General features: G+C 73.1%; 20 protein-coding genes. 10 read left to right on the top strand and 10 right to left on the bottom strand.

Annotation, left to right across the window (positions count from 1 at the left end):
• Positions 1-21: 21 nt before the first annotated feature.
• Together ACIA8Q_RS13120 and ACIA8Q_RS13115 are read right to left on the bottom strand one after the other, a co-directional pair.
• The gene (locus ACIA8Q_RS13120; RefSeq protein WP_387904535.1) at positions 22-429 is read right to left on the bottom strand and encodes a WhiB family transcriptional regulator; all 408 of its coding nucleotides are present in this window, start codon (positions 427-429) and stop codon (positions 22-24) included.
• Between the two features lie 331 nt (positions 430-760).
• The gene (locus tag ACIA8Q_RS13115) at positions 761-1,576 is read right to left on the bottom strand and encodes a DUF1707 domain-containing protein (RefSeq protein WP_360210872.1); all 816 of its coding nucleotides are present in this window, start codon (positions 1,574-1,576) and stop codon (positions 761-763) included.
• A 145-nt stretch (positions 1,577-1,721) separates the two neighbouring features.
• Between ACIA8Q_RS13115 and ACIA8Q_RS13110 the strand changes: the two genes are divergently transcribed.
• The gene (locus tag ACIA8Q_RS13110; RefSeq protein ID WP_360210874.1) at positions 1,722-3,389 is read left to right on the top strand and encodes a fumarate hydratase; all 1,668 of its coding nucleotides are present in this window, start codon (positions 1,722-1,724) and stop codon (positions 3,387-3,389) included.
• Positions 3,390-3,534: 145 nt separating this feature from the next.
• On the opposite strand, the gene ACIA8Q_RS13105 is transcribed toward ACIA8Q_RS13110, so the two are convergent.
• The gene (locus ACIA8Q_RS13105; protein ID WP_360210876.1) at positions 3,535-4,293 is read right to left on the bottom strand and encodes a GntR family transcriptional regulator; all 759 of its coding nucleotides are present in this window, start codon (positions 4,291-4,293) and stop codon (positions 3,535-3,537) included.
• A 199-nt stretch (positions 4,294-4,492) separates the two neighbouring features.
• On the opposite strand from ACIA8Q_RS13105, the gene ACIA8Q_RS13100 reads away from it, so the two are divergent.
• Entirely contained in the window at positions 4,493-4,777 is a 285-nt protein-coding gene (locus ACIA8Q_RS13100; protein ID WP_360210878.1) for a hypothetical protein, read from the top strand.
• 294 nt (positions 4,778-5,071) lie between these two features.
• Here the strand turns inward: ACIA8Q_RS13100 and ACIA8Q_RS13095 are convergent, their stop codons facing one another.
• Entirely contained in the window at positions 5,072-5,356 is a 285-nt protein-coding gene (locus ACIA8Q_RS13095; protein WP_360210880.1) for a hypothetical protein, read from the bottom strand.
• 213 nt (positions 5,357-5,569) lie between these two features.
• Here ACIA8Q_RS13095 and ACIA8Q_RS13090 point away from each other — a divergent pair, with 213 nt between their 5' ends.
• From ACIA8Q_RS13090 to ACIA8Q_RS13080, 3 genes are all read left to right on the top strand, one after another.
• Positions 5,570-8,539, top strand: coding sequence for an AfsR/SARP family transcriptional regulator (locus tag ACIA8Q_RS13090; RefSeq protein WP_396317186.1), 2,970 nt, complete (start codon positions 5,570-5,572; stop codon positions 8,537-8,539).
• Positions 8,540-9,075: 536 nt separating this feature from the next.
• The gene (locus tag ACIA8Q_RS13085; protein WP_360210972.1) at positions 9,076-9,774 is read left to right on the top strand and encodes a class I SAM-dependent methyltransferase; all 699 of its coding nucleotides are present in this window, start codon (positions 9,076-9,078) and stop codon (positions 9,772-9,774) included.
• Between the two features lie 71 nt (positions 9,775-9,845).
• Entirely contained in the window at positions 9,846-11,687 is a 1,842-nt protein-coding gene (locus tag ACIA8Q_RS13080) for an ATP-binding SpoIIE family protein phosphatase (protein WP_360210884.1), read from the top strand.
• Between the two features lie 98 nt (positions 11,688-11,785).
• Here ACIA8Q_RS13080 and ACIA8Q_RS13075 read toward each other — a convergent pair whose 3' ends face one another.
• On the bottom strand, positions 11,786-13,966 hold the full coding sequence (locus ACIA8Q_RS13075) for an MMPL family transporter (RefSeq protein WP_360210886.1): 2,181 nt from the start codon (positions 13,964-13,966) through the stop codon (positions 11,786-11,788).
• 154 nt (positions 13,967-14,120) lie between these two features.
• On the opposite strand from ACIA8Q_RS13075, the gene ACIA8Q_RS13070 reads away from it, so the two are divergent.
• On the top strand, positions 14,121-14,747 hold the full coding sequence (locus tag ACIA8Q_RS13070; protein WP_360210888.1) for a TetR/AcrR family transcriptional regulator: 627 nt from the start codon (positions 14,121-14,123) through the stop codon (positions 14,745-14,747).
• A gap of 103 nt (positions 14,748-14,850) precedes the next feature.
• On the opposite strand, the gene ACIA8Q_RS13065 is transcribed toward ACIA8Q_RS13070, so the two are convergent.
• Entirely contained in the window at positions 14,851-15,801 is a 951-nt protein-coding gene (locus ACIA8Q_RS13065) for a LysR substrate-binding domain-containing protein (RefSeq protein WP_387904476.1), read from the bottom strand.
• A gap of 190 nt (positions 15,802-15,991) precedes the next feature.
• Between ACIA8Q_RS13065 and ACIA8Q_RS13060 the strand changes: the two genes are divergently transcribed.
• From ACIA8Q_RS13060 to ACIA8Q_RS13050, 3 genes are all read left to right on the top strand, one after another.
• Positions 15,992-16,543, top strand: coding sequence for a peroxiredoxin (locus ACIA8Q_RS13060; protein ID WP_030397082.1), 552 nt, complete (start codon positions 15,992-15,994; stop codon positions 16,541-16,543).
• Positions 16,544-16,546: 3 nt separating this feature from the next.
• Positions 16,547-17,089: an alkyl hydroperoxide reductase gene (locus ACIA8Q_RS13055; protein WP_360210892.1), complete on the top strand. Its 543-nt coding sequence runs from the start codon at positions 16,547-16,549 to the stop codon at positions 17,087-17,089.
• Positions 17,090-17,308: 219 nt separating this feature from the next.
• Complete coding sequence (locus ACIA8Q_RS13050; protein ID WP_396317185.1) at positions 17,309-17,629, top strand: hypothetical protein; 321 nt, start codon at positions 17,309-17,311, stop codon at positions 17,627-17,629.
• Here the strand turns inward: ACIA8Q_RS13050 and ACIA8Q_RS13045 are convergent.
• The 4 genes from ACIA8Q_RS13045 to ACIA8Q_RS13030 form a co-directional block, all read right to left on the bottom strand.
• The gene (locus ACIA8Q_RS13045) at positions 17,616-19,142 is read right to left on the bottom strand and encodes an AI-2E family transporter (protein ID WP_396317184.1); all 1,527 of its coding nucleotides are present in this window, start codon (positions 19,140-19,142) and stop codon (positions 17,616-17,618) included. The two genes, ACIA8Q_RS13050 and ACIA8Q_RS13045, sit on opposite strands and share 14 nt — an antisense overlap.
• Positions 19,143-19,626: 484 nt before the next feature.
• Positions 19,627-20,367 carry a transglycosylase SLT domain-containing protein gene (locus ACIA8Q_RS13040; protein WP_360210898.1) on the bottom strand — a complete coding sequence of 247 codons (741 nt, stop codon included), beginning with the start codon at positions 20,365-20,367 and terminating at the stop codon, positions 19,627-19,629.
• Between the two features lie 451 nt (positions 20,368-20,818).
• On the bottom strand, positions 20,819-22,153 hold the full coding sequence (locus ACIA8Q_RS13035; RefSeq protein ID WP_360210900.1) for a PhoH family protein: 1,335 nt from the start codon (positions 22,151-22,153) through the stop codon (positions 20,819-20,821).
• A 263-nt stretch (positions 22,154-22,416) separates the two neighbouring features.
• On the bottom strand, positions 22,417-23,211 hold the full coding sequence (locus ACIA8Q_RS13030) for an isoprenyl transferase (protein ID WP_360210902.1): 795 nt from the start codon (positions 23,209-23,211) through the stop codon (positions 22,417-22,419).
• A 381-nt stretch (positions 23,212-23,592) separates the two neighbouring features.
• On the opposite strand from ACIA8Q_RS13030, the gene ACIA8Q_RS13025 reads away from it, so the two are divergent.
• Positions 23,593-25,194, top strand: a complete 1,602-nt coding sequence (locus ACIA8Q_RS13025; RefSeq protein WP_396317183.1) for a chitinase — start codon at positions 23,593-23,595, stop codon at positions 25,192-25,194.
• Positions 25,195-25,200: the final 6 nt, after the last annotated feature.

Raw genomic sequence — 25,200 nt, 5'->3', positions numbered from 1 at the left:
CCCGGGGCCCGGCCCGCGCCGTCAGCCGGCTATCCGCCGCTGCCCCGCCGCCACCCGCGAGGCCTCCCGCAGTTCGGCGTCCCGGCGCCGCCGCCGGGCCAGCACCACCCGCCGCTCGGCCGCCGTCAGCCCGCCCCAGACGCCGTACGGCTCCGGCTGGGCGAGCGCGTGCTCACGGCACTCCAGCAGCACCGGACAGCGGGCGCACACCTGCTTCGCCTGCTCCTCGCGCGACAGCCGCGCCGCCGTCGGCTCCTTCGAGGGCGCGAAGAACAGCCCGGCCTCGTCCCGCCGGCAGGCCGCCCCGGTGTGCCACGGGTTGTCCTCGCCCGACCCCGGACCGCCGGCCGGGCCGGGCCCGCCGGGGGACCCCGCGGCAAGGCCCTGGGAACCCGGCCCGCCCGGGGGCTGCGGCTGCCGCCTGGCCACCGGAGGTCGCTCCAGCAGCTGCGCGGCGGCGACGGGCGAGGTGGTGCGGGACTCGATCGGATGCAGCACGGCCGTACTCCTGACGAGACTCTCGGACACGGGGAAGCTCGCTCCCCTGCCCGGCTGCGAGCCCCCGCTGTCCAACCCCCGAACCGGCCGCTGGGCCGCCTCCGGTGTGCAGCCGTACAAGAAGCGATGTGCGGAAGGAACTACCCCGCCGGACGCGATTCATGCACACTGCACGCAATCGACTACACAGCGCACCCGGAGCAACGCCGAGCGCCCGACCGGGAGTTGATTTCCGGTCGGGCGCCGAGTGGGACAACCCCGGCTATTCCGTGCCGAGTTGCTTGCGCACCCACTCCTTGAGCTTCTTGCCGCGCCGCGGCTTGGCCTCGCAACCACCGAAGATCGCAACGCCCTTGACCCGCACCACCGGCGCGTACGGATCCGCCGCCGTCTGCTCCCGGACGTCGAACCCGCCGAAGATGCCGACACCGCTGCCGTGCAGGCTCACGTTCTCCGGGACCCGGATCTCGACCCCGCCGAACAGCGCGGTCACCTCGATCTCCACCTCGGGCGACTCGAACACCGCGTCCGTCAGGTCGATCTCCACGCCGCCGAAGGCCGCGAAGGCCCTCAGGTGCGAACCCACCCGCCAGCGGCCCTTGCGGGAGGCTCCGCCGAAGACCGCCACCATCGACGGCGACTCCTGGCGCGCGGGCGGCAGCGCGGGGGCCACCGGGCGCGGTGCCGGGGCCTCCAGCGGGGGCTTCTCGAAGGACAGCGGCCGGTGGCCGGGGAGGTCCCGGGTGAGCGGCACCAGGTCGCCGAAGGTCTTGGCGGCGTACGCGGCCCCGATCCGCTCCGCGTGCTCCTCCGCGTCCAGCCGGCCCTCCGCGTAGGCGTCCCGCAGGAGCTCCGCGATCCGCTCGCGGTCGGCGTCGGACACCCGCAGGTCCGCCTGCGCGACGGGCGCGTGCAGCGCCTGGGGCTGGGATTGCGGCTGGGGTTGGGCCTGCGGCTGGGGCCGCGGGGCCGGCGCGCGGTCCGGCTGCGGCTCCGGTCGGGTCTCGGGCTTGGTCATCGGCACGGGCGCCGGCACCGGCGGCTGCCCCGGATCGTCCTGCGGCGGCGAGTTGTCCACGGCGCAAGCCTAGTCGCTCGCACTCCTGACCGAGTGAGCCCCGTCACGCAGGCTGCCCTGTCCGCATGCGACGCAAGGCCGGGTCCTACCCTGGATGGTGCTTCGCCGACGCAGCCGGATCACTGGAAACCTAAGGACCGCCCCCATGGCTCCCACGCCAGACTTCGAGTACAGCGACCTGCTCCCCCTGGGCGCTGACCCGACCCCGTACCGCAAGCTCACCTCCGAGGGTGTCTCCACCTTCGAGGCCGGCGGTCGCACCTTCCTCCAGGTCGAGCCCGAGGCGCTGCGGCTGCTCACCGCCGAGGCGATGCACGACATCTCGCACTACCTGCGCCCCGCCCACCTCGCCCAGCTGCGCCGCATCCTGGACGACCCGGAGGCCAGCCCCAACGACCGCTTCGTCGCGCTCGACCTGCTGAAGAACGTCAACATCTCGGCCGGCGGCATCCTCCCGATGTGCCAGGACACCGGCACCGCCATCGTCATGGGCAAGCGCGGCCAGAACGTGCTCACCGAGGGCGGCGACGAGTCCGCCATCGCGCGGGGCGTCTTCGACGCGTACACCAAGCTCAACCTGCGCTACTCCCAGATGGCCCCGGTGACCATGTGGGACGAGAAGAACACCGGCAACAACCTGCCGGCCCAGATCGAGCTGTACGCCACCGACGGCGACGCGTACAAGTTCCTCTTCATGGCCAAGGGCGGCGGCTCCGCCAACAAGTCGTACCTCTACCAGGAGACCAAGGCCATCCTGAACGAGGCGAGCATGCTCTCGTTCCTGGAGCAGAAGATCCGCTCCCTCGGCACCGCGGCCTGCCCGCCGTACCACCTGGCCATCGTGATCGGCGGCACCAGCGCCGAGTTCGCGCTCAAGACCGCCAAGTACGCCTCCGCGCACTACCTGGACAACCTGCCGACCGAGGGCGACGCCAGGACCGGGCACGGCTTCCGCGACCTGGAACTGGAGGCCAAGGTCACCGAGCTGACCCAGAAGATCGGCATCGGCGCCCAGTTCGGCGGCAAGTACTTCTGCCACGACGTGCGCGTCGTCCGCCTGCCGCGCCACGGCGCCTCGCTGCCGGTGGCCATGGCCGTCTCCTGCTCCGCCGACCGCCAGGCACTCGGCAAGATCACCGCCGAGGGCGTCTTCCTGGAGCAGCTGGAGACCGACCCGGCCAAGTACCTGCCGGACACCACCGACGAGCACCTCGACGACGACGTCGTGCGCATCGACCTCGACCAGCCGATGTCGGCGATCCGCGGCGAGCTGTCCAAGTACCCGGTCAAGACCCGGCTCTCGCTCACCGGCACCCTGGTCGTCGCCCGCGACATCGCGCACGCCAAGATCAAGGAGCGCCTGGACGCCGGCGAGGGCATGCCGAAGTACCTCCAGGACCACCCGGTCTACTACGCGGGCCCGGCCAAGACCCCCGAGGGCTACGCCTCCGGCTCCTTCGGCCCCACCACGGCCGGCCGGATGGACTCCTACGTCGACCAGTTCCAGGCCGCCGGCGGCTCCATGGTGATGCTCGCCAAGGGCAACCGCAGCAAGCAGGTCACCGACGCCTGCGCCCAGCACGGCGGCTTCTACCTCGGCTCCATCGGCGGCCCGGCCGCCCGCCTCGCCCAGGACTGCATCAAGAAGGTCGAGGTCCTGGAGTACGCCGAGCTCGGCATGGAGGCCGTCTGGCGCATCGAGGTCGAGGACTTCCCGGCCTTCATCGTCGTCGACGACAAGGGCAACGACTTCTTCCGGGAGACCACCGAGGGGCCGCTGATCACCAACCTGCGGGTCCGCTCCAAGGAGTAGCCCCCGCCCCGCCCCACCGCCGCCCCGGCCGCACCACGCGCCCGGGGCGGCGGCGTTCCGGGGGGCGAGCCGGTGCGGGCCGGTGCGGTGCGGGCCGGGGCGTCGGACGCGTGCGGGCCGGCGAGTTGGGCCGGGCCGGGGCCGCTCAGGCGTCGAAGTCGTACTCCAGGACGTAGGAGGCCGCGTCGAGGATCATCTCGTTGAGCTCGACGACCTGGCCCTCGTCGGCGAAGGCGGTCCGGCAGATCAGGATGACCGGGGTCCCGGCGGAGAGCTCCAGCCGGGCGCCCTCCTCGCCGCTGGGCATCCGGGAGCGGACCTCCTCCCGGAAGTGGACGGGCTTGGCGCCTATCTCGGCCAGGCGCGCGTAGGTGCCGCCCGGGCCGGTGTCCTCGCGGGTGATGGCCGTGCCGGCGACCAGCCCGGCCGGCAGGTAGGAGGTGGACAGCAGCACCGGCTTGCCGTCCAGGACGAAGCGGCGGTGCCGCACGCACATCGGCGCGCCGGGGTCCACCCCCAGCACCCCCGCCACGTGCTCGGGCGCGCCCAGTTCGGTGACCGACACCTGGTCGACCACCAGCGACCGGTTGTCGATGTCGGCCGACCATATCGACCGGCCCGACCCCCACTGCCCCTGCGCCAGCCGCTGGATCCCGCGCCGCCGCAGCGGCCGGAAGTCCCGCACGAAGACCCCGGCACCCCGGCGCGCCTCGGCGATGCCCTCGCTCTGCAGCACGCCCAGTGCCTGGCGGGCCGTCATCCGGGCGACGCCGTACTCGTCCATGAGGTCGTTCTCCCCCGGGAGCCGGTCCCCGGCCCGGTAGCGGCCGGTGCCGATGGCCGCCTTCAGCGAGTCGGCGATCCGCTGGTACTTGGGCTGCTTGTCGCCACTGCTGCCGGTCATCGCCGCTCCCTCTCCCTCGGACAAATCCTAGGCGCGCCCACGGCCGCCGGTAAGGAGATACGACCGTTGACATCTCTAGAGATATTAGCTTCTCTAGAGATGCTGGGTAGTCGCCGAGCAGCACCACACACGCACGGACAGCGACCAGGGGGCGGCCCCACCCGGCGCCGCACCCGCACCAGAGCAAGGGAGCAGTGCGGTGAGCACCCGTCAACGCGACGCCGCGGCCTACCGGCCGCACGTGGGTGAACTCGTCCTCGACCGGAGGACCGGACGCACCGGCATCTACATGGACACCCTCGGCGGAGAGCACTACCTGCGCCCCGAGACCGGCGGCTGCGAGTGGACCGCCGAACCGGGCCACCTCTCCCCCGCCCCCACGAGCCCACCCGCCACCGACGACCCCGACCCCGAGCCCGCGAGACGGCCGCCGGGCCGCGCGCCGGACCTCTCCGACAGCGCTCGGCTCCGCGCCTGCGCCTGAGATCACGATTCGCTGGAATTGCTCCGGAATCCGCTCAAACCAAGCATTTCGGACCTGGCAATCCCCGGTGAATCCGAAATTCCGGAACGCCCCGCCCACCCCCCGGCACGACACGGGAGGCGCTGGTCACCGGCCGGGCGCCAGGTGCCGGAATCGACCGTACCGCAGCGCCCAATCCCCCATTCCCCGGCATAACGACCGGCGCCCCCACCTTCGCGGCAAGCAAAGCGGGGGCGCCGTCCCAGTCGGATTGCGGCTGGCCGAGGATACCGGGGCAGACGGTTCTGCGGGTGCTTACGGGTGGCTGGAGATGATGCTCTCCGGCTCGTACTTCTTGCCCGGCTCGCCCGTCGTCGGCTCGGCGGGCTCCACCACGTGCTCGGCCTCGTCGCCGAACAGTTCGCCCTCGAGGGCCGCCTTCTGCTCGGGAGTGGGCTCGGTGTATCCGGTCGGGTTCGAGGAGGCGGTCACCGCGCCCTCGACAGCCTTGCCCGCCTCCACAGCAGCCTCCGGGGCCGAGGTCCGCGCCGCGTTGTCGGGCGTCGACGGCTCCGAGGTCTCGCTCTGGTTGTTGGCCATTGGGCGGCCGCCTTTCGGTCATCAAATGTGTTCAGCCCGACCTGCTTGGCGCGGGCGCGCGGACAGTATCGTAGGGTTGATTAAATGTCCGATAAACATCGTGCGGCTTGCAGTGCCATCCGGCAGAGTCGGGCGTCCGCCTAGGCTGAACCATCGCGGCGGACCGCCGAGCGCCCTTCGCGGAATCAACACCACAGGCCATCGGGGGACTTCATGGAGTTTCGGGAGACGCCGCCGGCACCTGCGCTGCGCTTCCAGGTCCTCGGCCCGGTCCAGGCCTGGCTCGACGACAAGCCCGTCTCCCTCGGCTCCCCGCAACAACAAGCCGTTCTGAGCACGCTCCTCCTCCACGCCGGGCGCCCGGTCACCACGCAGGACCTCGTCGACGCGCTCTGGGGCGACCGCCCGCCGGCACAGGCCGTGGCCGCGCTCCGCACCTACGTCTCCCGGCTGCGGGCCGTCATCGAGCCGCGCCGCGAAGTACGGGCGCCCGCCGAGCTCCTGGTCTCGGTCGCGGACGGATACGCCCTGCGGATCCCCGGCGAAGCAGTCGATCTGACGGTCTTCGAACGGCTCTCCGCCGAGGCGACGTCCGCCCGGGCCGCCGGCAACAAGTCCGAGGCCCACCGCCTGCTGGTCCAGGCCCTCGGCCTGTTCAGCGGCCGCCCGCTCACGGGCATCCCGGGACCCTACGCCGAGAGCCAGCGGCTGCGACTGGCCGAACGTCAGGTCGCCGCGTCCGAGGACCTGTGCGCCGCCGCCCTCGACATCGGGCTGCACGCCGAGATCGTCGGCGAGCTCAACGGCCTGACCGCCGAACACCCCCTGCGCGAGCGACTCCGTGAACTGCTCATGCTGGCGCTGTACCGCTGCGGGCGGCAGGCCGAGGCCCTGGGCGTCTACACCGACACGCGGAAGCTGCTCATCGACGAGCTGGGCGTGGAACCCGGCGCCGGCCTGTCGGCCATGCACGCGCGCATCCTCGCCGCCGATCCCGCGCTGGCACTCCCGGTCTCGACGGCCGACGGGGCGGCCCGCGAGGAGAGCCCGGCCGGACCACCGGCACCGGCGCAACTCCCCGCCGATGTCTCGGACTTCAGCGGGCGGACCGATCTGGTGTCCGACCTCTCCACCGTCCTGATGAACGCCACCGGCCAGGCGGTGCTGGTGACCTCCCTGGCAGGAATCGGCGGAGTCGGGAAGACCACGCTCGCCGTCCACGTCGCCCACCGCGTCAGGTCCGACTTCCCGGACGGGCAGCTGTACGTCGACCTGCGCGGAGCCGGCGCCTCCCCGGCCGACCCCGTCGTCGTCCTGGGTGACTTCCTCCACGCCCTCGGGGTCACCGAGAACCCCGACTCACTCGAACAACGAGCCGCCCTCTACCGGTCGCAGCTCGCCGGCCGACGCATGCTCATCCTGCTGGACAACGCGCGGGACGCCGAGCAGATCCGGCCCCTCATCCCAGGGGTCTCCGGCTGTGCGGTGCTCGCCACCAGCAGGTCCCGGCTGGCCGGGATCCCCGGGGCGCAGCTGTTCGACGTCGAGGAGCTGACTCCTGAAGAGGCGCTGTCGCTGTTCTCCGCCATCGTCGGGGAACAACGGGTGGCCGCCGAACCGGAGGCGGCCATGGCGGTCGTCACCGCCTGCGGGTTCCTTCCGCTCGCGGTCCGGATCGCCGCAGCACGGTTGGCCAGTCGCCCCCGGTGGAGCGTTTCCGACCTGGCTCGGCGGTTAGCCGACCAGCGCAGGCGCCTGGACGAACTGCAACTCGGCAACCTCGCCGTGGAGACCACGATCGGGCTCGGGTACGGACAGCTCTCCGTTCCCGAGGCCCGGGCCTTTCGGCTGCTCTCCCTGATCGACGCGCCCGACATACCCCTCGCGGCAGCCGCGGCGTTGCTCGGCGTGGACGAGGACACCGCCGAGGACCTCACCGAAGCACTGGTCGAAGCCAACATGCTGGAGTGCTTCACGCCCGGCCGCTACCGGTACCACGACCTCCTCCGGCTCTACGCCCAGCGGCAGAACGAGCGGATCGGGGACTCCGGGGACCAGGAGCAGGCCGTCCTCCGGCTCCTCGACCTGCTGATCCCGACCGTCCACAACGCCGCCCAGGCCATCGAGCCGGACGACCCGCTGCCGGAACTGCTCACCACCCTCGTCTCACCGGGGCTCAGCCTCCCGACCGGCGCGTCCGCACAGGACTGGCTCCGTACGGAGGGCGCCCTGCTGCTCAGCGCCATCGAAGCCGCCGCCAACGGGCCCGTCGCCCTGCAGCGGTCGGCGATCGACCTGCTGATCCTCCTCTACGGACTCGGCCCCGACCCGACGCACGGCCCCCGGGTCCGGCGGATCCTGGAGATCACGGGCGGCGACTCGGAGCTGCGCGACGACGCGGCCGCGCTCGCCCGGGTGCACTTCGCGCTCGGCACGCTGCAGTCGGTGACCAGCGACTTCCACGGCGCCGAGCAGTCCCTCCTCCGGAGCCTCGGCTTCCAGGCCCCGGACGACGCGACCGTCCTCCGCCTGGCCACGGCCAACACGCTCGGGTGGATCCTCAGCGTCGGCAACCGCACGGCCGAGGCCCTGCCGTTCCTCGAACAGGCCCTCGCCATCAGCCGGATCGTCGGCACGGCGATCGGCGAGGCCAGACTGATCAGCAACATCGCCCGGGTGCAGAACCGGCTGGGCATGACGGAGACGGCGATCCAGTCCGCGACCGACGGCGTCGCCGCAGCCCGGAAGTCCGAGAACGGCCCCTGCCTCGCCCACACCCTCTACCAGCTCGGGGTGGTGCTCACCGCCGGTGACGCCGTACCGCACCTGCGCGAGGCCCACCAGCTGTACCGGTCCCAGCAGAACGTCCTCTGGGAGGGGTACACGCTGGCCCGGCTCTCCTCCGCCCTCCTCTCCGCACGTCAGCACGCGGAGGCGGCCGAGGCGGCCGAGGAGTCACTCGCGATCGGCCGGGAGATGGATTCCGCCTACTGCCAGGGCCTGGCGAACGCCGCGCTCGGCGAGGCGCTGCTGGCGCTCGCGCAGCCCGCGCGCGGGCTGGCGTGTCTGCAGGAGGCGCACGCGATCTTCACGCGGCTCGGTGTGCCTGAGGCCTCCCCCGTGGCGGCCCTCATCGAACGACAGCACACCGAGCCCCTCCCTTCCCCTCCCCCCGCGCCGTAGGCCTCCGCCCCCCAGCGGAGTTCCTCCCCCGATCCGCGCGTCGGCGCTCCCGCAGCCCCCCGGCTGCGGGAGCGCCCTCAACGCTTCCCCGGCGCTGGACTCCACTCTGCACCGGGGCGATTGACGTTCGATAAACGTCCGATTGTCAGCCTGCGGATCGGCGGCATCGCAGGTCAGCGGCCTCACCACGGCGCGCCATGCGGCGTGCGGCGCCGGTCCGCACCACCCTGGCCCGCACCGTCGTGCTTCCGCAAGCCCGTCCACACCGGCCCAAGCATGACGAGTTGGCCGGAAAGGGACCCCATGGCACGGTGATCGCGCATATTCTCGGATGCCAGTACACACACGAGTGTCTGCCGACACCGTGTGGGCCGGCGAGGCAGGGCGGGCGCCGGGGCGGACGGCGGCCCGGACCCGTGCGGCCGCGTGCAGCCGCCCGGAGGCCACGGGTGGAAGGGTGCCTCTCAATCGTGACGACCGGACAGATATCCGACGCGTTCCCCGTCGACGAGGACGCGGGTGACGACGATCCCGACCTGCGGCGGCGCCGGGCCGCGCGGGCCCTCCAGGCGGTCGCCTTCGACACCATCGGAGCCGGGTACGGCGACGCCTTCCCGGCGAAGGACGGCCAGTTGGCCTGCGGGCAGCGGCTGCTGGCCGAGCTCGAACCGGGCGCCCCGGTCCTGGACGTCGGCTGCGGGACGGGTGAGCCGACGGTCCGCCAGCTCACCGCCGGCGGCCTGCGGGTCACCGGGGTGGACCTCTCGGACGTGATGCTCACCCTGGCCGCGGAGGCCCGATACCCCGGCGAGCACCCGCCGGTGTTCCATCGCATCGACCTCTTCGATCTGGCCACCGAGCGCGCCGAGCGGGTCTGGGGCGCCCCCGGGCTGGGGCCCTCGGGCCGGGGCGGGTTCGCCGCCGTCACCGCGTTCTTCTCGCTGATCCTGCTGCCCCAGGACGAGATCCCGACGGTGCTCGGGCGGCTGCGCGAACTCCTGCGGCCGGGCGGCCTGCTGGCGCTCGGCATGGTCGAGGCCGACCTGGATCACGTTCCGCTTCCGTTCCTTGGCAGAGAGCTGCGGATCAGTGGGTATCTGAGGGAGGATCTGGAGCGGGTTCTGGTCGCGGCGGGCTTCTCCGTCGAGGAGTGCTCGGGGCACCCGTACGCGCCGGCCAGTACCACGCTGCCGCCGGAGGAACAGCTGTTCCTGTGCTGTCGACGCGTCGGCTGATCGACCGCGGGACCAGGAAAGCCAGCCAGCACCACACCTCACAGCACCCCTCGAGTCCAGGACAGGCAGCCGTGCGCGACCAGCTCAAACCAGAGGCCGGACAGTCGCCTGCCCTCCCGCACCCGCGGGGCGCCGAGCCGGCCGCGCCCGGCGCCCTCCCACCGGCCGCCGCCGGGCCGGCCCGCGACGACGTGGCGGACCGCCTCGGCTACCTCGACTCGGCGACCCGCCGGATCAACAGCGCGCTCGACCTGTCCGCGACGCTGCGCAACATCGGCCGGGTGCTGGTCCCCACGCTGGCCGACGCCGCCGTGATCCACCTGCGCGACCCGCTGCCCAACGTCGAGCGCGAACCGGGCTTCCCGGACGAACTGCGGATCCACCACAGCACCGGCACCCGGATCGGACGGCGCGGGCGGCCCGGCGGCGTCGACGAGCGGAACCGGTCCCGCTACGGCTTCCGCTCGACCGCCGACACCGGCCCGGCCACCCCGGTGACCCGCGGCGGAGTGCTCGCGCACACCCTGCTCAGCAGGCGTCCCGCCGAGCCCGCGGTGCTCGGCAGCCCCGGCGCCGAGCGCACCGCGACGCTGTTGCGCGAGCTGTACGGCACCCGCGGGCCGGCCCGGCTGGCACCCGGCACCTCGGTGCTGGCGCTGCCGCTGCGCGGCCGCAAGGCCGTCCTCGGCCTGCTGGTGCTGATCCGCCGGCCCCCTGAACGCACCGGCCGGCCGGGCTTCGACGCCGCCGACACCGCGACCGCCGCGCACCTCGCGACCCAGGCCGGGCTGGCCGTGGACACCGCACTGCGGTACGCCCGCGAGTGGGAGATAGCCAACGAACTCCAGCGCAGCATGCTGCCGTTGCGGCTGCCGCAGCCGCACGGCGTCCGGATCGCCCAGCGCTACCTGCCGGGCGAGCGCGGCGCGCAGGTCGGCGGCGACTGGTACGACGCCGTGCCGCTGCCCGGCAACCGGGTCGCCCTGATCGTCGGCGACGTGATGGGCCACTCACTCACCTCGGCCGCCATCATGGGCCAACTGCGCACCAGCGCACAGACCTTGGCCGCCCTCGACCTGCCGCCGCACGAGGTGCTCTACCACCTGGACGAGCAGGCCCAGCGGCTCGGCCGCGAGCAGCACCTGGCGACCTGCGTGTACGCGGTGTACGACCCGATCGCCAACCGGGTGGTGCTGGCCAACGCCGGGCATGTCCCGCCGGTGCTCGTCCGACCGGACGGGACGGCCGAGTTGGTGGAGCTGGACTCCGGGGCGCCGATCGGGGTCGGCGGCGTGGACTTCAACTCCGTCGAGCTGCCCGCACCGCCCGGATCGGCCCTGCTGCTGTTCACCGACGGCCTGGTGGAGACCCGCACCCGGGCGATCAGCGACGGCCTGGAGGTGCTCCGCGCCCGGATCGCCGCCGCCCGCTGGCAGGCCCCCGAACAGCTCTGCCAGGAGGCGCTGCGGATCCTCCCGCCGGGCGACCGCGGCGACGACATCGCCCTGCTCGGCGCCTGCTTCGACGGCATCCCGGCCGGGGACGTCGCCCACTGGTACCTGCAGCCGCGCAACGAGACGCCCGGCCGGGCCCGTCGGCTGGCCGCGCACACGCTGCGCCGCTGGGGGCTCGGCTCGCTCAGCGAGGCGACCGAGCTGATGGTCAGCGAGCTGGTGACCAACGCCGTCCAGCACGCGACCCGGCCGGTGACCCTGAGCCTGGTGCGCACCACCCGGCTGCGCTGCGAGGTCGGCGACGACAGCCCGCTGCTGCCGCGGCCGCGCCGGACCGGGCCGGACGACGAGCGCGGCCGCGGGCTGCAGATCGTGGCCAGGTGCGCGGACCGCTGGGGGGCCACCCGGCTGGGCACCGGCAAGGTGGTCTGGTTCGAGCAGCGGTTGCCGCAGGGCTGAGCGCCCGGGCGGCCGCGACCGCCCGAGCGCCCCGGCGCCGACTCGGACCCGGCCCCCGGCCTCCGACAGCGCCGCGCAAGCCCGGACCGGGCGCCCGCTCAGACCCGGACCGGCTCCTCCGCGGGCCGCCGCTCCAGCTGCGCGACCAGCTGCTCACCCTCCATGTCGACCCGCGGCACGACCCGCTCCAGCCGCTTCGGGAACCACCAGGCGGCCCGGCCGAACAGCGCCATCGCGGCCGGCACCAGCGCCATCCGCACCACGAACGCGTCCACCAGCACGCCCACCGCGAGGGCGAAGCCGATCGGCTGGACGATCGGGTCGTGGCCGAAGACGAACGAGCCGAACACCGACACCATGATCAGCGCGGCGGCCGTGACCACCCGGGCGCCGCCCCGCACCCCGGCCACCACGGCCTCGCGCGGCGCCTTGCCGTGGACGTACTGCTCCTTCATCCCGGAGACCAGGAAAAGCTCGTAGTCCATCGCCAGCCCGAACAGCACGCCGATCAGCAGGATCGGCACGAAGCTCACCACCGGCCCGACCTTCGGCACGTCGATCAGGCCGTCCAGCCAGCCCCACTGGTAGACCGCGACGACCGCGCCGAGCGAGGCCGTGACGCTGAGCAGGAAGCCGGCCACCGCCTTCAGCGGGACGAGCACCGAGCGGAACGCCAGGGCCAGCAGCACCACCGCGATCCCGACGATCACCGCGAGGAACGGCGGCAGGGCCTGGCCGAGCTTGGTGGAGACGTCGATGTTGGCGGCGGTCGTGCCGGTGACGGCGATGTCCGCGCCGGTCGCGGCCCGCAGCGGAGCGCGCTGGTCGCGGATCTCGTTGACCAGGGCCCTGGTGTCGGCGTGGTCCGGGCCGGTCCGCGGGATGACGGTCAGCAGCGCGGTGCGGCCGGTGCCGTCCGCGGACGGGGGCAGCAGCGTCTGGACGCCCGGGAGGGTCTGCAGCTTCGCCGCGACGCCCTGGACCGCCTGCTGCGGCTGCGGGGTGCCGTGGGCGTCCACCACGACCACCAGCGGGGCGTTGAAGCCCGGCCCGAAACTGCCGCCGACCAGGTCGTAGGCCTTGCGCGCGTCGGTGCCGGCCGCCATCGAGCCACCGCCCGGCAGTCCCAGGCTGAGGCTCGCGGCGGGCACCGCGAGGGCGCCCAGGCCCGCCAGACCGACGAGCAGCACGGCCAGCGGGCGACGGACCACGAAGCGGGCCCAGCGCTCGCCCAGGGTGGTGCGGCCACCGGTGCGCAGCGCCCGCCGCCACACCGGGAGCCGGTCGATGGCGCGGCCGGCGAAGCCGAGCAGCGCGGGCAGCAGGGTGACCGCGACCAGGACGGCCACCACGACGGCGCCGGAGGCGGCCAGGCCCATCACGGTGAGGAACGGGACGCCGGCGACGGCGAGTCCGGCGAGCGCGACGACCACGGTCAGGCCGGCGAAGACGACCGCGCTGCCCGCGGTGGCGGTGGCCCGGGCGGCGGCCTCCTCGGGCTCCAGCTCTTCGTCGAGGTGGCGGCGGTGGCGGGAGAGGATGAACAGCGCGTAGTCGATGCCGACGGCGAGGCCGACCATCAGGGCCAGCACCGGGGCGGTGGTGATGATCTCGAAGGAGCCGGACAGCGCCATGATCCCGGCCATCGCGACGCCGACCCCGACCAGCGCGGTCAGCAGCGGCAGACCGGCGGCGACCAGCGAGCCGAGGGTGACCACCAGGACGACTCCGGCGACGGCCAGGCCGACCGCCTCGCCGCCGTCGACCTGGGCCATCCGGTTGTAGGCGTCGCCGCCGAAGGCGACGTCCAGCCCGGCCGAGCGGGCCGGTTCGGCGGCGGCCCGGACGGCCTCGCGCTGCTGGTCGGTGACGTCGGCGAGCTTGTGGTCGAAGGAGACCAGGGCGATCACGACCCGGCCGTCCGGCGAGACGGCGCCGGTGGCGTACGGGTCGGGCACGGCGGCGACGCCCGGGACGGCGGCGATCCGGCCGACCGCCTCGCTGACGGCCCGGCCGGCCCCGGGTGCGGTGGCGCCGCCGGGGGCGGGGGCGGCGAAGACCACCTGGGCGGAGCCGTGGCCCTGCTCCGGGAAGGTGTCCTTGATCCGGTCCAGGGTGGTCTGCGCCTCGGTGCCCGGCACCTTGAACTCGTCGCTGGTCTTCCCGGCGAACGCTCCCGCGGCCCCGCCGATCGCGATCAGCACGGCGATCCAGACGGCCAGCACGGCCCGTCTCCGCCGGAAGCAGTGGCGGCCCAGTCGGTACAGGTACGTGGCCATGGGTGACCCCTCGGTCAGGTCGTCGGGCAGGCGGGCGCCTGGACGGTCGCGTCCCACCGTACGCGCAAGTTTGTCGGGTGACCAAGTTGACCGACAGGATCGATCGACAGAATCATTCGACGCGGTTGACCGACCATGGCGCTACCCTGGCTGGATGGCTCACGTCCCCGCCTCCGAACGCCGCCCGCAACTGGTCCAGGCCGCCCTCGACCTGATGACCCGGGAGGGCGTCGCCGCCGGCAGCACCCGGGCGATCGCGGCCGAGCTGGGCGTGGCCCAGGCCACGGTGCACTACACCTTCGGCACCAAGAAGGACCTCTACCGGGCCGTGGTCGAGCAGCTGACCGCGGAGTTCATCGGCCACGTCCGCGCCGCCTACCCGGGCGACGGCACCTTCGGCGAGCAGGTCGGGACGCTGGTCCACGCACTCTGGGAGAGCTCGACCGGCGAGGACGGGCGCTGCGTGCTGCTGAGCGAGTTCGCCGCACTGGCGATGCGCGACCCGGACCTGCAGGAGATCATGCGGGCGCTCCAGCACGGGATCGAGGGCACCGCGGCGGAGATGCTCACCGCACTCGCCGAGGCGCACGGCCTCGACCTGGCGATGCCCGCCCGGGAGATCGCCGTCCACTTCCTCACCGGCTTCGACGGCCTGACCGACCGCTACCTGGCCCTGCGCGCTCCCGGCGAGCAGCCCGACCAGGACACCCTGCGCGCCCTCGACCTTCTGGTGGCCACCACCGTCGGGCTCTGCCTGGGCGCCCCGGCCGCGATCCGCTAGGGCCCGCCCGGCGCCGGGCGCGCGTCGACAGCCCCGGCGCCGGCCCCGCGTCAGCAGCCCGGGCGCCGGCCGCGCGCCGACAGCCCCGGCGCCGGGCGCAGCGTCAGGAGGCGATCCGGACCGGGAGGTCGGCCAGCACCTCGCGCAGCGCGGCACCGAAGCGCTCGTACTCGGCACTGCGCGCCGAGCCCGGCCGGGTGGCCAGGCCGATCCGGCGGCCGGGCGCCGGCGCGGCGAAGCGGACGGCGGCCAGCCGGTCGGTGCGGCCCGCCTCGACGTCCAGCGCGGTGGCGGGCAGCAGGGTCACGCCGAGCCCGCCGGCGACCAGCTGGACGAGGGTGGACAGCCCCGCCGCACGGGTGGTGGAGCCGGACGGGTCGGCGCCGACCTCCCGGCAGATGTCGAGGGCCTGGTCACGCAGGCAGTGCCCCTCCTCCAGCAGCAGCACGTCCAGGTCGAGCAGGACGTCGCGCGGGACGTCGATCCGCCCGGCGAGCGGGTGCCCGGGCGGGGTGACCAGCACGAAGTCCTCGTCGAACAGCGGGATGTCCCGGGTCGGCGAGGCGCCGCCGGCCGGGAGCGCGAGCAGCAGGACGTCGAGGCGTCCGGCGGCCAGCCCCTCCAGCAGCGAGGGGGTGCGCTCCTCGTGGACGTGCAGCTCCAGCTCCGGGAAGCGGTCGCGGACCAGCCGCAGCACCGTGGGCAGCAGGTAGGGCGCGACGGTCGGGATGACGCCGAGGTGCAGGGGGCCGGTGAAGGGCCGGCGGGCGGCTTCGACCTCCTCGGTGAGGGCCTGCAGCGAGGCCAGCACCCGGCGTGCGTGCGCGTGTACCCGCTCCCCTAGTGGGGTGACGATCACCTTGCGCGTCGTACGCTCGACGAGCTGCGCGCCCAGCGCCTCCTCGAGCGCGGCGACCGCGCCGGACAGGGCCGGCTGGCTCGTCCCGGTGGCCGCCGCGGCCTCCCGGAAGTGCCGGTGCTCGGCGACCGCGACGAAGGCCCTGAGCTGGGCGACGGTCGGCGTCCGGGGGCTGCGGGTTGTGGCGCTCGCCACAGGCCGCTCGGGTCTCGCGGCGGCGGGACGGCGACTGCGGGGCTTGGACGTGGGAGGTTCGGTACTGATAGCCATCTCCGATCAGACACATCCAGTCTAGCTATTTCCCCGATCAGTCCACGATGTGGAAACGTAGGACGTGTCCGGAATCCGGACAAACGCCCCTCATCTCACTTCAGGAGAAGCGAACGTGCTCACGATCGGTGACAAGTTCCCCGAGTTCGAACTCAACGCCTGCGTCGACCTGGACGCCGCGAACGCCTTCGCCGAGATCAACCACAAGTCCTACGAGGGCAAGTGGAAGATCGTCTTCTTCTGGCCGATGGACTTCACCTTCGTCTGCCCGACCGAGATCGCCGCGTTCGGCAAGCTGAACGACGAGTTCGCCGACCGCGACGCCCAGATCCTCGGCGTCTCCGGCGACTCCGAGTTCGTGCACCACGCCTGGCGCAAGGACCACAAGGACCTGCGCGACCTGCCCTTCCCGATGCTGGCCGACGTCAAGCACGACCTGATGCGCGCCTGCGGCGTCGAGGCCGCCGACGGCACCGCCCAGCGCGCGGTGTTCATCGTCGACCCGAACAACGAGATCCAGTTCGTCATGGTGACCGCCGGCTCCGTCGGCCGTAACCCCAAGGAGGTCCTGCGGGTGCTCGACGCCCTGCAGACCGACGAGCTGTGCCCGTGCAACTGGACCAAGGGCGAGGACACCCTCGACGCCCAGGCCCTGCTGGCGGGCTGACCCATGGCCCTCGACGACCTCAAGGCCGCCCTCCCGGACTACGCCAAGGACCTCAAGCTCAACCTGGGCTCGGTCATCGGCAACTCCGACCTCCCCGCCCAGCAGCTCTGGGGCACCGTGCTGTCCTGCGCGATGGCCACCCGTAGCGCCGGCCTGCTGCGCGAGCTGGAGCCCGAGGCGAAGGCCAACCTCTCCCCGGAGGCGTACACCGCCGCCAAGGGCGCGGCCGCGATCATGGGGATGAACAACGTCTACTACCGGACCCTGCACCTGCTCTCCGACAAGGAGTACAGCACGATGCGGGCCGGTCTGCGGATGAACATCATCGGCACCCCGGGCGTCGAGAAGGTCGACTTCGAGCTCTGGTGCTTCGCGGTCTCGGCCATCAACGGCTGCGGCCAGTGCCTCGACTCGCACGAGGCCGTGCTGCGCAAGGCCGGCGTGGAGCGCGAGGTCGTCCAGGCCTCGATGAAGATCGCCGCCGTGCTGCAGGCCGTGGCCGGCGTCCTCGACGCCGAGGCCGCCCTCGCCACCGTCGACGCCTGACGGATCGTGCACCCGGCCCGACGGGCCCCTTCCGGACACCGCGTCCGGAAGGGGCCCGTCGGCGTTCCCGGACGGTTCCCGGGCCCGGTCCGGACCGCCCCCGGACCGCCCCCGGCCGCGGCCCGAGCGGTCCCGGACCGGAGCCGGCCGACCGGAACCGGGGCGGCCGGAACCGGCGTGTAGGCAACGGAAGATCGACTCCGGGGGGAGAACAACACCGTGTCCGACCTGAGGGAACTGCCGCCCGGCTCGGCCTGGCCGACCTTCGCCTGGATCTCGTGGGGCCTGGTCGCGGTCGCGATCGGGATGTGGCTGCCGATCGCGTTCATCTGGACCGACTTCGGCCACGGCCCGGTCGTCGCCCTCGGCCTGCTCGCCCCCGTGGCCGGCCCGCTGGGCGGGGCCCTCCTCGGCTGGGCCCTCACCGCGTTCACCCCCGCCCACACCCGGGCCCGCGCGGTGCGGGTGGCCCTGGTCGGCGAGGCCGCCCTGCTGGGCGTCCTCGCGGTGCCGTTCGTCCCGGTCCTCAGGGGCTGGTGACCGGCGCCGCCTCCGGGTGCACGGTGGGCGGGTGCCCGGCCGCGGAGTCCGCGCCGGAGGCGTTCGGACCCGACGGGCCCGACGCGTTCGCCGCGGCGCTGCGGCCGGCCGCCTCCCGGGCGGCCTCCAGCGCGGTGAAGACCTCCTGCCCCGCCTCGTTGCGGCGGCGCAGGTGGGTGACCACGGTGTTGGTGACGGCGATCAGCGGGACGGCGACCACCGCTCCGCCGATGCCGCCGATGATGCCGCCCGCCGCGACGCCGAGCACCACGCCCAGCGGGTGCACCCGCACCGCGCGGCCGAGGATCAGCGGCTGGAGGATGTGGCTCTCGATCTGCATCACCGCGACCAGCACGACCAGCACCATCAGCGCCGTCCACGGCCCCTGGGTGACCAGGGCGATCAGCACCGCCACCGTCCCGGTGACCAGGGCGCCGACCAGCGGGACGAAGGCGCCCAGGAAGATGATCACGGCCAGCGGCATCGCCAGCGGCACGCCGAGCAGGTCGATCCCGACGCCGATGCAGACCGCGTCGATGAAGGCCACGCAGACGGTGCCGCGGACGTACGCGGTGAGCGTCGCCCAGGCCTTGGGCCCGGCCCCCGCCATCGCGAACCGGGAGTGCCTGGGCAGGCCGCGCAGCGCCCAGTTCCAGATCCGGCCGCCGTCGTAGAGGAAGAAGAAGGTGGTGAAGAAGGTCATCAGCACCGCCGTCAGCACCTCGACGGCGATCTGGGCACCGGTGATCGAGGCCGAGGTCAGCTGGTCGGTGTTGGTGGTGATGGCCTTGGTGATCTGGTTCGCGAAGTCGGTGATCTGCTGCTGGGTCAGGTGCAGCGGCCCGGTGATCATCCAGTCGCGCAGCTGGTTGACGCCGTCCTTGACCTGGGTGGTCACTTTGGACAGGTTGGTCGTCACCTGCCAGACCACGAACCAGCCGACCAGGCCGATGCCGGCCAGGCCGCTGAGGAACACCCCGCCCGCCGCCAGCGAGCGCGGCACCCCGCGCCGGCGCAGCCAGGAGACCGAGGGCTCCAGCAGCGCGGAGATCAGCAGGGAGGCCAGCACCGCGAAGGCGACCAGCCGCAGCATGTCGACGATGTAGAAGACGGCGTAGAGCGCGGCGCCGAGCAGCAGCAGCCGCCAGGTCGACTCGGCGGCCACCCGAAGGCTCCACGGCACCGCCTCGGCGGGGGTGGCGGGCCGGCCGGGGTGGTACTCCCGCCCGAGCCCGGCGTGCGCGACCGGCACGGGGGCGACGGGGGCCACGGTGGGCGCGGCTCCGGCCGACGCGGGGGCCTGGGCCGGGGCCGGCGGCAGGTCCGCGGGCCGGGCGGGTTCGATCCGGGGGGCCGGAACGGGCTCGGGCGCGCCCGCCAGTTCGGGGACGGCGAGCTCGTGCGGGTCGGCCGCCATCGCGGCGCGCCGGCGCCGTTCGATGACGGCGGCCGCGCTCGCCACCACGGCCATGCCCTTGGCCACGGCCTTGAAGGCCTTTCCGCCCCGTGCCATCCCCGTTACCGCCGCTCCCCTGCCGAACCGCCGCCGCCGGCGGAACGCCGTGGGTCCCGCCACGGCCGTCAGGGATGACGCTACCCGGCGGTGGCCCGGGGAGTCCGGCCGCCGGTGGGTTCGGCCCGAACAATCTCACCGGCAAACCTGGACAAAAGACCAGGTTTCAGATGGTTTCGGATGCGCAGCGCGGGGGAGGAGTCGGGCGAGACCCCGGGGAACACGGAGTCGCCCCCGCGAGCCAACCGTCGGCGGACCGGCCGGTGCGGGAAGCAACCAGGACCCCTTCCCGCGCCCCGCGTCCGCACCCGGGCCCGCACCGCCCGTGGGCGCACTGGTCAGCGCAGCCCGGGCGGCGCGGCCCGACTCCGCCCCGAGGGCCCGGCGGCTCCGACGGCCGCACGACGCGACGACCCCCGGCCGCCCGCCCCGAAGGACGGACGGCCGGGGGCCGTCGGGAGTGCACGCCGTGGCGGCGGTGCTCCTAGTACCAGTTGTGGGCCTGCCAGAACGACCAGGCGCCGCAGGGGCTGCCGTAGCGGCTGTTCATGTAGCTCAGACCCCACTTGATCTGGGTGGCGGGGTTGGTGCGCCAGTCGGCACCGGCGGAGGCCATCTTGGTGCCGGGCAGCGCCTGGACCAGACCGTACGCACCGGAGCTCTTGTTGGTCGCGGTGTAGTCCCAGCCGCTCTCGCGCTTCACGATCTGGCTGAAGCACTGGAACTGGGTGTCGTCGCCGACGATCTGCCGCGCGGTGTCCTGGACGGAGCCGGGGCTCACCGAGACGGGCGGGGTGCTGCTGTCGACGGCGGCCATCGCCGACCGGGCCTTGGAGCGGTTCGCGGCGGCCTCGTCGGCCTTGCGCTTGTCGTCGGCGGCCTTGGCCGCCTTCTCCGCGTCGGCCTTGGCCTGGGCGTCCGCCTTCGCCTGGGCGTCCGCGGCGGCCTTCTGGCGCGCGGCCTCCTCGGCGGCCTTCTGCTCGGCGGCGGCCTTGGCCGCAGCGTCGGCCGAGGCCTGCTGGGCGGAGGCCTGCTGGCCGATGTTGTCACTGATGGTCTGCGCCTGGGCGCCAGAGGGGACTTCGGCAAGCAGGGTCGCGCCGGCGACGTCGACCGTCTGCGTCGTCTTGCCCTCGCTGCCCGAGGCCACACCCACGACGGCACCGACTGCGGTGACGGCGGTGGCGGAGGCCACAGCGACTCCCCGGACCGAGATCCGAGTCACATGGATTCCTTCCAGCATCGCCCACGCGTGACCGTGCGGGCGCAACATGCCCCTTGGCACTGACCTCCGCAGGTGCTCTGGTCACGGGAGGTGCTGGCCCGGCGTCCGGCCGAGGTGAGGCGACCGGGCGTTGGAATCGGGCGGCGTACGGCTCATCGGTGTTCAATTGTCTGTCCACCGACCGGAGTTGGTGGACCATCCGGGGCCTGACTTCCGGGGTCCGGAAGCCCTGCCGCACCGTACGCGGGGCCTGACAGAACCCTCACCATGCCGTACCCGGCACTGTCGACGCAATTCCCGCCCGCGTGGCGCATGTCACATTCACCGCACGGGAGTTCTCCGGACAGAAAGCACTCGATGTGATGAAAGGGGCGGGGGCCCGCTCCGTCAGGAGCGGGCCCCACGCCATGAGTTGACCTTATTGTCCTACTATGCCCCGATCAGGGCGGAATCACGGGCTGATGTCCTCCAGCATCTCCGTGACCAGCGCCGCGATCGGCGAACGCTCCGAGCGCGTGAGCGTGATGTGCGCGAAGAGTGGATGCCCCTTCAGCTTCTCCACCACCGCCACCACGCCGTCGTAGCGGCCGACCCGGAGGTTGTCCCGCTGCGCCACGTCGTGGGTGAGCACCACCCGCGACCCCTGGCCGATCCGGGACAGCACCGTCAGCAGGACGTTGCGCTCCAGCGACTGGGCCTCGTCCACGATCACGAAGGCGTCGTGCAGCGAGCGCCCCCGGATGTGGGTCAGCGGCAGCACCTCCAGCATCCCCCGGGAGATGACCTCCTCGATCACGTCCGGGGTGGTGACGGCGGAGAGGGTGTCGAAGACCGCCTGCGCCCAGGGGCTCATCTTCTCCGTCTCGGAACCCGGCAGGTAGCCGAGCTCCTGCCCGCCGACCGCGTACAACGGCCGGAAGACCATCACCTTGCGGTGCTGCCCCCGCTCCAGCACCGCCTCCAGACCGGCGCACAGCGCCAGGGCGGACTTGCCGGTGCCCGCCCGGCCGCCCATCGAGACGATCCCGACGTCCGGGTCGAGCAGCAGGTCCAAGGCCACCCGCTGCTCGGCGCTGCGCCCGCGCAGCCCGAACGCCTCCCGCTCGCCGCGCACCAGCCGGACCCTGCCGTCGCCCGTCACCCGGCCGAGCGCCCGGCCGCGTTCCGAGGTGAGCACCAGCCCGGTGTGGACCGGGAGTTCGGCGGCCCCCTCGACGTCCACCGCGGCGTCGTGGCCGGCCGCGAACAGCGCGTCCACCTGATCGGCCTGGACGTGCAGCTCGGACATGCCCGTCCAGCCGGAGGTGATCGCGAGCTCGGCCCGGTACTCCTCGGCGAGCAGGCCCACCGAGCTGGCCTTGATCCGCAGCGGCAGGTCCTTGGAGACGACGGTGACGTCGTACCCCTCGGCCTGCAGGTTGCGGGCGACCGCGAGGATCCGGGTGTCCGCCTCGCCCCCGCCGGACCGGTAGCCGGCCGGCAGTATCGACAGGTCGGAGTGGTTGAGCTCGACCCTGATGGTGCCGCCGAGCTCTCCGACCGGGATCGGCTCGTCGAGCCGGCCGTGGCGGATGCGGTAGTCGTCGAGCAGCCGCAGCGCCTGGCGGGCGAAGTAGCCCAGCTCCGGATGGTGCCGCTTGGCCTCCAGCTCGGTGACGACGACCACCGGCAGGACGACCTCGTGCTCGTCGAAGCGGGTCATGGCGAGCGGGTCCGCGAGGAGCACGCTGGTGTCGAGAACGTACGTGCGCCGGTCTGGTGTCCGGCGGCTCTTGGAACTGACCACTAGGCCTCCAGAGCGGATGACCCTGCGTCATCCGCGGCATGCCGGCCCCCGCTGCCCCGGTGGCCTCGGGACCGGACTGAGTGGAGTATTCCCAGGCGAGGGGCGGTGCATTCGCGTCCCCGGCGAACTGACGGATCATTGCCGGTGAACGTTTGGCCTCGCGCCGCGCGCGGGTAGGCCAGCCCTACGGCGGTCACTTCGCGCCGACCCGCCCCGGGGAGCCCGGCCGCGGGCCCCGGAGGCCGGATCCCCTGGTCGGGCCGCTACAGGCCGAGGCGGCGGTTCCGCTGCTCGTAGGCGCGCAGCGCCCGCAGGAAGTCGACCTTGCGGAAGGCCGGCCAGTACGCCTCGCAGAAGTAGAACTCGCTGTGCGCGCTCTGCCAGAGCAGGAAGCCGGACAGGCGCTGCTCGCCCGAGGTGCGGATGATCAGGTCGGGGTCGGGCTGGTTGCGGGTGTAGAGGTGCTCGGCGATGTGCTCGACGTCGAGGATCTCCGCCAGCTCCTCGATCGAGGTGCCGCGCCCGGCGTGCTCCTGGAGCAGCGAGCGGACGGCGTCGGCGATCTCGTGCCGGCCGCCGTAGCCGACGGCGACGTTGACGGTGATGCCGTCGATGTCGGCGGTCTCGTCGGCGGCGCGCTTGAGCACGTCGGCGGTGTGCTGCGGGAGCAGGTCCAGCGCGCCGACGGGGTGGACCTTCCAGCGGCGGGCGGAGGCCAGGCCGGTGACGGCGTCCTCGATGATCCCGAGCAGCGGCACGAGCTCGTCGGCCGGCCGGTCCAGGTTGTCGGTGGAGAGCATCCACAGGGTGACGACCTTGACGTGCGTCTCGTCGCACCAGCCGAGGAACTCGCTGATCTTGTCGGCGCCGCGCTGGTGGCCGTAGGCGGTGGAGCCGCCGGTCGCCTTCGCCCAGCGGCGGTTGCCGTCGAGGATCACGCCGATGTGGTGCGGGGTGCGGGCCAGGTGGACCTCGACCCGGCGGCCGTAGAGCCCGTACATCCCGCCCAGCAGGGTGCGCAGCCCAGGCGTCCGTTCGGCGACATCGCGCAGACCCATGTTTTCCGGACCCCTCCGTACTCGTTCAGCTGGTGCGTCACCACCCCGGCGCAGCCTACTCCGGCAGGCAGGCGCACGGTAAAGCCGCAGGTAGCGGTCTGGTCACGGTCCTGTGCGGAGTCTGTTCCGGCGGGCGCGCCGGGCTCGGCCGGGGATGGTTCGTCGGCGGACACGGAACGGTCTCCGAATCCTTAAGGGACCCGTAAGCCGACCGCCCGATGCTTGACGACCCGCAATGGTCTAGTCCAGCTTGTGACCCAGGACGGAACGAACCCCACGGATCCCGTCCCACCCGAGCCCCATCGCGGACCTCCCCTCCCCCACACGCGGCCGCCGCGCCCCCCACCGCGGCGGCCGCTCCTCCCCCAGGAGCGTCACCCCATGGCCCGTTCGCTGAACCAGCCCGCGCACAAGCGCCGGCGCAGCACCCTCCCGGCCGTCGCGGCCGGCGCCACCGCCCTCGCCCTGGCCGGCGGCGGTCTGGCCCTCTTCGCCGGGGGCGCCAACGCCGCGGTCGGCAACCTGGTCACCAACGGCGGCTTCGACGGCGGGCTCGGCGGCTGGAACTGCGCCGGCGCCGCCACCACGGTGTCCTCCCCGGTCCACTCCGGCACCGGCGCGCTGCAGGCCACCCCGGGCGCCGGCGACACCGCCGAGTGCACCCAGACCATCAGCGTGCTGCCCAACACCAGCTACACGCTGAGCGCGTGGGTCCAGGGCCCGTACGTCTACCTCGGGGCCCGCGGCACCGGCGGCACCGACCCGTCGACCTGGTCGAACCAGAACAGCTGGAACCAGCTGTCCACCACCTTCACCACCGGCGCCAGCGCGACCAGCGTCACCGTCTACCTGCACGGCTGGTACGGCCAGAGCGCCTACCTCGCCGACGACGTCGCACTGGCCGGCCCGGGCGGCACCTCCACGCCGAGCCCGACCGCCACCCCCACCCCGTCGCCGACGGCCACCGCCACCGCCACGCCGACGAAGACGGCCACGCCGACCCCGACGGCCACCGCGACCCCCACCCAGACCGCGACGCCGACCCCCACCGCCACCGCGACCGCCACCACCCCGCCGGTCACCGGCCTGCCCGCGCACGCGGTCACCGGCTACTGGCAGAACTTCGACAACAACTCGACCCCGCAGCGCCTGAGCGACGTCCAGAGCGCCTACGACATCATCGCGGTCTCCTTCGCCGACGCCGTGCCCACCCAGACCGGCGCGATCAGCTTCACCCTGGACCCGGGCCTGTCCAAGGCCCTCGGCGGCTACACCGACGCGCAGTTCCGCGCCGACGTCAAGGCCAAGCAGGCGGCCGGCAAGAAGGTGATCCTCTCCATCGGCGGCCAGAACGGGGCGATCACCGTCGGCGACGCCACCGCCGGGAACAACTTCGTCAACAGCGCCTACGCGATCATCAAGGACTACGGCTTCGACGGCATCGACGTCGACCTGGAGAACGGCGTCCAGGCCGGCCCGCTCGGCAACGCGCTGCACGCCCTGCAGGCCAAGGTCGGCCCCGGCTTCGTCCTGACCATGGCGCCCGAGACCATCGGGATGTACAGCACCGCCGGCGCCTACTTCCAGCTGGCGCTGAACACCAAGGACATCCTCACCGTCGTCAACACCCAGTTCTACAACTCGGGCGGCATGAACGGCTGCGACGGCAAGGTCTACAACCAGGGCACCATCGACTTCATCACCTCGCAGGTCTGCACCCACATCCAGGGCGGCCTGCGGCCCGACCAGGTCGGCATCGGCGTCCCCGCCTCCACCCGGGCGGCCGGCGGCGGCTACGTCTCGCCGACCGTGGTGAACAACGCGCTGGACTGCCTGGCCACCGGCAACAACTGCGGAAGCTTCGTCCCGCCGGCCAAGTGGCCGACCATCCGCGGCGCGATGACCTGGTCCACCAACTGGGACGCCAACAACGGCAACGCGTTCTCCAACGCGGTCGGCCCGTTCGTCCACAAGATGCCGTAATTCCCG

It is taken from the genome of Kitasatospora sp. NPDC051705 (assembly GCF_044453265.1).
Classification (GTDB): Bacteria; Actinomycetota; Actinomycetes; order Streptomycetales; family Streptomycetaceae; genus Kitasatospora.
This window is presented reverse-complemented; position numbering and strand designations above follow the sequence as displayed.